This window comes from Kitasatospora sp. NPDC059747 (genome assembly GCF_042732955.1).
In the GTDB taxonomy this organism is placed as follows: Bacteria; Actinomycetota; Actinomycetes; order Streptomycetales; family Streptomycetaceae; genus Kitasatospora.
On the sequence record NZ_JBHWGV010000074.1, the window covers coordinates 1 to 6,647 of the forward strand.

Genomic DNA, 6,647 nt, shown 5'->3' on the forward strand with positions numbered 1-6,647 from the left:
CGTTGGCAGTCTGAAAATCACCCGTCACGCCCCTCTCCGCGGCCACCCCCTCCGCCACCCCCTCCCGCAGCCCGACCCTCTCGCCTGTGGGGGGAGGGGGAGGGGGGTGGTTGGGGTGGGTGCATTGGTGCGGCGAGGAGGAGGGAAGGGGCGGGGAGGAGGGCATGGGGATGAGGGATTGGGCGGGGAGGAGGGCATGGGGATGAGAGATGGGGTGGGGAGGGGGAGGCGAGGGGGATGGGGTGGGGAGGCGACGGGGGCAGGGCATGGGGTGGGACTGGGGGGTGGGGCACCGATAGGGTTGGGGGTGTGCTTCCTGAGGTGACGGCGGTCCGGTATGTGACGCCACTGCGAGAAGGCGGTTCGATGCCGGGCCTGGTCGAGGCCGACGACCGGCGGCTGTACGCGTTGAAGTGGGTCGGTGCCGCGCAGGGGCGCAAGGCGCTGGTCGCGGAGGTGCTGGCCGGTGAGCTGGGGCGGCGGCTGGGGCTGCCGGTGCCGGAGCTGGTGACCGTCGACCTGGATCCGGTGCTCGCGCGCAGCGAGCCGGATCCGCAGGTCCAGGACCAGATGCGGGCCAGTGGCGGGACCAACCTCGGCATGGCGTTCGTCAGCGGGGCGCTCAACTTCGACCCGCTGTGCTTCGAGGTCGACGCGGGCCTGGCCGGGCGGGTGCTCTGGTTCGACGCGCTCATCGGCAACGTCGACCGGTCGTGGCGGAATCCGAATCTGCTGGTCGCCACCGGCGGGCTGCGGCTGATCGACCACGGCGCGAGCCTGATCTTCCACCACAACTGGGCGGGCGCCGCCGCGTGGATCCGCCGTCCGTACGACGCCTCCGACCACGCGCTGCTGCGTTCCGGGCCGGACCTCGCGGCCGCGGACAAGGACCTCGCGCCGCTCGCCGAGGCGGCGGTCGAGCAGGCCGTGGCGCGGATCCCGGACGTCTGGCTGGTGGACGAGCCGGGCTTCGACTCGCCGGACGCGGTGCGTGCCGCGTACCGCGCCCAGCTGACCGCTCGACTGGCCGGTCCGCGCGACTGGCTGCCGGAGGTGCCCGCATGACCGTCGAACTCCACGACTACGAGTACGCCGTGATCCGCGCGGTGCCGCGGGTCGAGCGCGGCGAGTGCGTCAACGTCGGCGTGCTGCTGTACTGCCGGCAGAACGCGCACCTGGCCGCGCGAACCCACCTGGACCAGGCCCGGCTGCTGGCGCTGGACCCGGTCGCGGACGTGCACGGCGTCCGGAAGGCGCTGTACGGGATCGAGGCGGTGTGCGCGGGCGGTTCGCAGGCCGGTCCTGCGGCGTCGGACAGTCCCGGGCAGCGCTTCCGGTGGCTGACGGCGCCGCGCAGTGCGGTCGTCCAGCCGGGGCCGGTGCACACGGGGCTGACCGCGGACCCGGAGGCCGAGCTCCGGCGGTTGTTCGACCAGTTGGTGCTCTGAGCGGTTGATTCCGTGACGGTTGCCGTGGTCAAAGCTTGAGTTGCTGAAGCACTCGGCCGTACGCTGGTCCCATGGGTTCGACAGCGACGACGACCGTACCGACCAACGCCGAGCTGATGGAGGTGTTGGCCGCCGTCGGTGCCGCCTACTTCCAGGACTTCGCGGCGGCCGCGGCCCGGCACGGGCTCTCCTCCTCGCAGGCCAAGGCGCTCGGCGCGGTGCAGGAGCCGGTGCCGATGCGCGCGCTGGCCGGGCGGCTGGGCTGTGACGCCTCGAACGTCACCGGGATCGTCGACCGGCTGGAGTCGCTCGGGCTCGCCCACCGCGAGGCGGCGGCGGGCGACCGGCGGGTGAAGATCGTCGTGATCACCGAGCAGGGCCGGGACATCCTGACCCGCATCCGCGGCGAGATGGCGCGCACCCACCAGGCCTTCGAGGCGATGACGGACGAGCAGCGCGTCGCGCTGCACTCGATCTGCTCGCAGGTGCTGCCGGTGCTGGCAGGCCGAACGGGCGGCGCGCAGTAGCGCCAGGGCTCTACGGGCGTAGCGCGCCGTCGGCTGCAGTGGGCGTGACCTCGGCTGTTAGGCTTGCGAAGCGTGAGCGCGAAGCCCCAGATCCCCAATGTCCTGGCCTCCCGGTACGCCTCGGCGACCCTGGCCCAGCTCTGGTCCCCCGAGCACAAGGTGGTCCTCGAGCGCCACCTGTGGCTCGCCGTCCTGAAGGCCCAGCAGGACCTCGGCGTCGAGGTGCCGGCGAACGCCGTCGCCGACTACGAGCGGGTGATCGACCAGGTCGACCTCGGCTCGATCGCCGCCCGTGAGCGGATCACCCGCCACGACGTGAAGGCCCGCATCGAGGAGTTCAGCGAGCTCGCCGGGCACGAGCAGATCCACAAGGGCATGACCTCGCGGGACCTGACCGAGAACGTCGAGCAGCTTCAGGTCCGCCAGTCGCTGGAGCACGTGCGCGACCGCACGGTGGCCGTGCTGGTTCGCCTCGCGAGTCTGGCCGCGCAGCACTCCGAGCTGGTCATGGCCGGCCGTTCGCACAACGTCGCCGCGCAGGCCACCACGCTGGGCAAGCGCTTCGCGTCGATCACCGACGAGCTCCTGGTGGCCTTCCGCCGCCTGGAGGAGCTGATCGCCCGCTACCCGCTGCGCGGGATCAAGGGCCCGGTCGGCACCGCGCAGGACATGCTGGACCTGCTGGGTGGCGACACCGAGAAGCTGGCCGAGCTGGAGCGCCGGGTCGCCGGGCACCTCGGCTTCGAGAACGTGCTCACCAGCGTCGGCCAGGTCTACCCGCGCTCGCTGGACTTCGAGGTGCTCACCGCCCTCGTCCAGCTCGCCGCCGCGCCGTCCAGCCTGGCCAAGACCATCCGCCTGATGGCCGGCCACGAGCTCGTCACCGAGGGCTTCAAGGAGGGCCAGGTCGGCTCCTCCGCGATGCCGCACAAGATGAACACCCGCTCGTGCGAGCGCGTCAACGGCCTGGCCGTCATCCTGCGCGGCTACGCGTCGATGACCGGCGAGCTGGCCGGCGACCAGTGGAACGAGGGCGACGTCTCCTGCTCGGTGGTGCGCCGGGTCGCGCTGCCGGACGCGTTCTTCGCCTTCGACGGTCTGCTGGAGACCTTCCTGACCGTCCTCGACGAGTTCGGCGCCTTCCCGGCCGTCGTCGAGGCCGAGCTGGACCGCTACCTGCCGTTCCTCGCCACCACCAAGGTGCTGATGGGCGCGGTGCGCGCGGGCGTCGGCCGGGAGACCGGGCACGAGGTCATCAAGGAGCACGCCGTCGCCTCCGCGCTCGCGATGCGCGCCGGCGCCCGCGAGAACGAGCTGCTGGACCGCCTGGCCGCCGACGAGCGGATCCCGCTGGACCGCGCCGCGCTGGACGCGCTGCTGGCCGACCGGCTCTCGTTCACCGGCGCGGCCGGTGCGCAGGTCGCCGAGGTCGTCCGTCTGGTCGAGGCCGTCGCCGCGGCCTACCCGGAGGCGGCCAAGTACGCCCCCGGTGACATTCTCTGACGCAGCGTCAGGTTTTTGAGGGCCCTGCTGCCGGACCGGTGGCGGGGCCCTCGTGCGTGTGGACGTGGCCGGGGTCGAGGGGCGGGGTCGTGCCGCAGCACCACTCGGTGTCCGGCTCCGCGACCGGGTGGTCCTCGGGGGCCAGCACGTTGCCGCGGATGGTCACGAAGGCGGTGATCGCGCCGGCCGTCAGGAGCCCGGCGCAGATCAGCATCGCGGTGTGGAAGGCGTTGTCGACCGCGGCCGGCACCCGGTACGCGTCGCCGCTCAGGCCGGCCAGGGCCGGGAGGGCCGCGACCGCGAGCAGGCCGGCCGCGCGGGCGGCGGCGTTGTTGACCCCGCTCGCGATGCCCGCGTGCCGCACCTCGACGGCCGCGAGGACGGTCGCCGTCAGCGGAGCGACCAGCAGCGTCATGCCGCAGCCCATCACCGTGACGGCGGGCAGGACGTCCGCCCAGTAGGAGGAGCCGGCGCCGGCGCGCAGCATCAGCAGCACCCCGGCGGCGCACAGCAGCGGGCCGACGGTGAGCGGGATCCTCGGGCCGATCCGCTTGCCGAGCCGCGCGGCGCGCGAGGACAGCGCGAGCATCAGCACGGTGATCGGCACCAGGGCCAGGCCGGACACCAGCGGCGAGAAGCGGGCGACGATCTGCAGCTGGACGACCAGGAGGAAGAAGACGCCGCTGAACGCCGCGTACACGCAGAGGGTGACGAGGTTCACGGCGGTGAACAGCCGCGAGGAGAACAGCCCGAGCGGCAGCATCGGTTCGGGGGCGCGGCGTTCGACGACGATGAAGGCCGCGCCGAGCACGAGCCCGAGCACGCCGGTGACCCAGACGACGGGGGACAGGCCCTCGCCGCCCGCCGTCAGCGCGTAGGTGAAGGTGCCGAGCGCGAGGGCGGCGAGCACCGAGCCGAGCACGTCGAAGCGGCCGGTGGCGCTCTCGTCCCGGCTCTCGGGGACGTAGCGGGTGGCGACCGCGATCACGGCGGCGGCGAGCGGCAGGTTGAGCAGGAAGATCCAGCGCCAGCCGGGGCCGTCCACGAGCCAGCCGCCGACGAACGGGCCGACGGCCGCCGACACGCCGCCGAGGCCGGACCACAGGCCGACCGCGGCCGAGCGGTCGTCCGGGTGGAAGACCGCCTGGAGCATGGCGAGCGAACCGGGCGTCAGCAGCGCCCCGCCGATGCCCTGGACGGCGCGTGCGGCGATCAGCACCTGGATGTTCGGCGCGGCGGCGCAGGCCGCGGAGGCGACGGCGAACCAGACCACGCCGAGCAGGAAGACCCGGCGCCGGCCGTAGCGGTCGCCGAGCGCGCCGCCGAGCAGGATGAGCCCGGCGAGCGTCAGCAGATAGGCGTTCAGCGTCCACTGCAGGGACGCGAGGGTGGCGCCGAGGTCGGTGCCGATGCGGGGCAGGGCGACGTTCACCACGGTGCCGTCGAGCATCGCCATGCTGGAGCCGAGCACTGTTGCCAGGAGGACCCAGCGTCCCTGCGCGGTGCCCAGGCGCAAGGAGCCGGCGTTGGTTGTGGCCACGGCCCGATCCTCCGCCCGGCGGGGTGCACGTGACAAGGGTCACCGGTGGTGCGTCCGGGGGGTGCGGTGGGTGATCGCGTGGTCACGGAGGGGTCGGCTCGTCGGCGGAGGGTCGTTGATCCGCTGCGGGCAGTGAATGGATTGTGCACGCACCGTATTCCGGATCATTCGGAGCGTCATCGTCGCGGGTGGGGTTGTTGCGGGTTCAAGAGATCGACATTGCTTCACCCGGACGGATGAGTTTTAGTTCAGCGACCGACCGGCCAGCCCGGACGGATCCACCGGGTGGAACGCCGAGTCCTGCCGCTGCCCGGTGGCTCGCACTGAACTCTGTACGGCAGGAGCGGGGGACCCACAGGTAAGTCGCCGGACCGGAATTCGCGCTGTTTGCGCGGAAGTTCCAGGGCCGGCTCGGGGTGAAGCCGCGCATGCGGCCGGGCAACTCCAGCCCGAACCCGACAGCTCACCTCGCAGGCGTCGGAGAGGAAACTTCCATGCCTGCTCAGGCTCGTCGTATCACCCTGCCCCGCGCCGCCCGCATCGGCATCGCGACCGCCGTCACCGGTGTCTCCTTCGCCCTCCCGCTCGTCACCGCGATGAGCGCCCAGGCCCACACCGCCCCCGGCGCCCCCGCCGCTCCGGTCGCCGCCGCCTCGGCCCCGGCCGCTCCGGCCGCCGCCCAGGGCGACGCCTCCTACCGGGTCGTCAGCGGTGACACCCTCTCGAAGATCGCCGACGCCAAGCACGTCGAGGGCGGTTGGCAGGCGCTGTACGCGCACAACCGTTCCGTGGTCGGCGCCAACCCGAACCTGATCTTCCCGGGTCAGTCGCTCGCGATCGCGGCCCAGGCCGCCCCGGCCGCCCCGGCCGCTCCCGCTCAGAAGCCCGCCGCCCCGGCCGCCAAGCCGCAGGTGCAGGTCCGGACCGAGGCCGCCACCCCGGGTGCCCAGGTGCAGGTCCAGGCCACCGTGGCCCAGCCCGCGCAGGCTCCGGCCGCCGCTCCGGTCGCCGCCGCCTCCGGCTACGTCGCCCCGCTCGCCAACCCGGTGCTCGGCGAGGCCTACGGCGTCGCCGGCGCGATGTGGGCCTCCGGCCACCACACCGGCCAGGACTTCGTCGCCTCCACCGGCACCCCGGTGCGCGCCGTCGCCAACGGCGTCGTGGTGAAGGCCGACAACGGTGGTGCCTACGGCAACGAGGTCGAGATCCAGCTCGCCGACGGCAAGTACGCGCAGTACGCGCACCTGTCCTCGATCGGCGTGACGGTCGGCCAGTCCGTGACCGTCGGCCAGCAGCTCGGCCTGTCCGGTGCCACCGGCAACGTGACCGGCCCGCACCTGCACTTCGAGATCCGCACCGGGCCGGAGTACGGCTCGGACATCGACCCGGTCGCCTACCTCCGGGCGCACGGCGTCGCGCTCTGAGCTCCCCCCTTCGGGGATGACGGACCACCGTAGGTGCGGGGCGAAACGATCGTCCGGGATGGTCATGTCGGGTGACCGCTCGACCGGGTGATCGCCGCACCGGCGGACATGGGCGCGGGACACGCCCAGACCGGCCCGGCCCCCCTCCAGATCGCGTGCGCCCGGCGCGGGCCTGGGGAAGACACCCCCCCACCCCGAGCGCGCC

At 73.1% G+C, this 6,647-nt stretch carries 6 protein-coding genes and 1 riboswitch; of the genes, 5 read left to right on the forward strand and 1 reads right to left on the reverse strand.

The window, feature by feature from the left end; genetic code table 11:
• The first annotated feature begins 309 nt into the window (after positions 1-309).
• From ACFV4G_RS28060 to purB, 4 genes are all read left to right on the forward strand, one after another.
• On the forward strand, positions 310-1,065 hold the full coding sequence (locus tag ACFV4G_RS28060) for a HipA family kinase (RefSeq protein ID WP_380444893.1): 756 nt from the start codon (positions 310-312) through the stop codon (positions 1,063-1,065).
• Positions 1,062-1,448 carry a DUF3037 domain-containing protein gene (locus ACFV4G_RS28065; protein WP_380444894.1) on the forward strand — a complete coding sequence of 129 codons (387 nt, stop codon included), beginning with the start codon at positions 1,062-1,064 and terminating at the stop codon, positions 1,446-1,448. The genes ACFV4G_RS28060 and ACFV4G_RS28065 overlap by 4 nt, the downstream gene beginning before the upstream one ends.
• 71 nt (positions 1,449-1,519) lie before the next feature.
• Positions 1,520-1,975, forward strand: coding sequence for a MarR family winged helix-turn-helix transcriptional regulator (locus tag ACFV4G_RS28070; protein ID WP_380444895.1), 456 nt, complete (start codon positions 1,520-1,522; stop codon positions 1,973-1,975).
• 72 nt (positions 1,976-2,047) lie between these two features.
• Positions 2,048-3,478, forward strand: coding sequence for an adenylosuccinate lyase (purB, locus tag ACFV4G_RS28075; protein ID WP_380444896.1), 1,431 nt, complete (start codon positions 2,048-2,050; stop codon positions 3,476-3,478).
• A gap of 7 nt (positions 3,479-3,485) precedes the next feature.
• Here the strand turns inward: purB and ACFV4G_RS28080 are convergent, their stop codons facing one another.
• A complete protein-coding gene (locus tag ACFV4G_RS28080; RefSeq protein ID WP_380444897.1) occupies positions 3,486-5,018 on the reverse strand; it encodes a DHA2 family efflux MFS transporter permease subunit in 1,533 nt (510 codons plus the stop codon).
• 311 nt (positions 5,019-5,329) lie between these two features.
• Positions 5,330-5,510, forward strand: a riboswitch (cyclic di-AMP (ydaO/yuaA leader).
• A 2-nt stretch (positions 5,511-5,512) separates the two neighbouring features.
• Here ACFV4G_RS28080 and ACFV4G_RS28085 point away from each other — a divergent pair.
• Positions 5,513-6,442: a peptidoglycan DD-metalloendopeptidase family protein gene (locus ACFV4G_RS28085; protein ID WP_380444898.1), complete on the forward strand. Its 930-nt coding sequence runs from the start codon at positions 5,513-5,515 to the stop codon at positions 6,440-6,442.
• The last annotated feature ends 205 nt before the right edge of the window (positions 6,443-6,647 follow it).

Bases quoted from the DNA above. Each gene is read 5' to 3' on its own strand.
- ACFV4G_RS28070 (WP_380444895.1), top strand. From the start codon at position 1,520: ATGGGTTCGACAGCGACGACGACCGTACCGACCAACGCCGAGCTGATG.
- ACFV4G_RS28085 (WP_380444898.1), top strand. From the start codon at position 5,513: ATGCCTGCTCAGGCTCGTCGTATCACCCTGCCCCGCGCCGCCCGCATC.
- ACFV4G_RS28065 (WP_380444894.1), top strand. From the start codon at position 1,062: ATGACCGTCGAACTCCACGACTACGAGTACGCCGTGATCCGCGCGGTG.